At 38.8% G+C, this 1,034-nt stretch carries 2 protein-coding genes and 1 pseudogene; all 3 read right to left on the bottom strand.

All coding sequences use genetic code 11. The features are described from left to right. Positions 1-101: pseudogene (locus BO26_RS23300) on the bottom strand (S-type pyocin domain-containing protein); the annotation flags it as partial. 86 nt (positions 102-187) lie between these two features. Then, the gene (locus tag BO26_RS18555) at positions 188-442 is read right to left on the bottom strand and encodes a bacteriocin immunity protein (protein ID WP_036774126.1); all 255 of its coding nucleotides are present in this window, start codon (positions 440-442) and stop codon (positions 188-190) included. Position 443: 1 nt separating this feature from the next. Beyond that, a partial coding sequence (locus tag BO26_RS18560; RefSeq protein ID WP_036774127.1) for an S-type pyocin domain-containing protein occupies positions 444-1,034 on the bottom strand: 591 nt, incomplete at its 5' end.

The following is a 1,034-nucleotide window of genomic DNA, read 5'->3' on the forward strand; positions in this document are numbered from 1 at the left end:
ACCGGCGGTTTACTCAAATACACATACACCGGCGGCATATTCGGGATAGGAAGTACCAGAATATAATCGCGAAAATCCTTTTCTTCCGGCATCGGTAACGATTAATGCCAGTATGATAGTTGTTAGGTATTAATCTTGTCCGTGATAAAAAGGATTATAAAAATCCTTTTTATCACTTACTCAATCGCTATTTTTTAAAGCCTGGTCTGCCGTTTTTTGCTCGCCATTCTTTTATAGTTTTTAAAATTCCCTCTGGAGAATCATCTTCTCCATTTTTGGGATAATAAATCAAATCTGCTCCTGAAGGATGTTCAGTTATTTTTATAAAATTCTCTAATAAAGTATCTTGCTCTTCTTCTGTACCTTCATCCGATATTATTCTTAAAATTAAATTTATAAACTCATTTTCGGTATATTCTTCCAATTTATTTTTCAGTTTCATTTTACTTTATCTCTTTATTTGAATGAATTTCGATATGCCGCTTTGGTGTCACTACTCGTAGATTATCTAGATCATAGATATTGCCACCATTCCTAACCAAATCCACATGATGGATTTCAAAAGAACGCCTCTTTCCTAATGTATCAATAGATCTTGCTCTGGGAGCTCTTCCATGTTTCATTCTAGTTTCATTCCTTGGAAGAAATTGCTTAGACAATTCAGGATCATTAGCAACCTCTTTCCAAAACGCCTTTCTGAAATTATCAAAGTTATTAAATCTCCTCCCACGCAACTTATCCGCTATCTGACTAGGGATCGGTGCACCCATATCTTGCCCAGCAAGACTTAACCAATTGCCTTCAACTTTCTGCCCCCGACCAGTTACCACTCCCGGTTGATTCCGGGGGGTATTAAACATCACATAAACTGGTTTCATGCCTGAACCGGCGGGAAAGACCAGAATATAATCGCGAAAATCCTTTTCTTCCGGCATCGGTAACGATTCAATATCGCTGCCCACTTTATCCGGGATCGGTAACACGGTTATTTGTGACGGTATAAACGGCGGTTCTTCATTCCCGGTATGGGCCGG

Origin of the sequence: Photorhabdus australis DSM 17609, from assembly GCF_000711895.1 — a bacterium.
GTDB classification, from domain to species: domain Bacteria; phylum Pseudomonadota; class Gammaproteobacteria; order Enterobacterales; family Enterobacteriaceae; genus Photorhabdus; species Photorhabdus australis.

Excerpts from the sequence above, each read along its gene's own strand:
- BO26_RS18555 (WP_036774126.1), bottom strand. The coding sequence starts at position 442 with ATGAAACTGAAAAATAAATTGGAAGAATATACCGAAAATGAGTTTATA.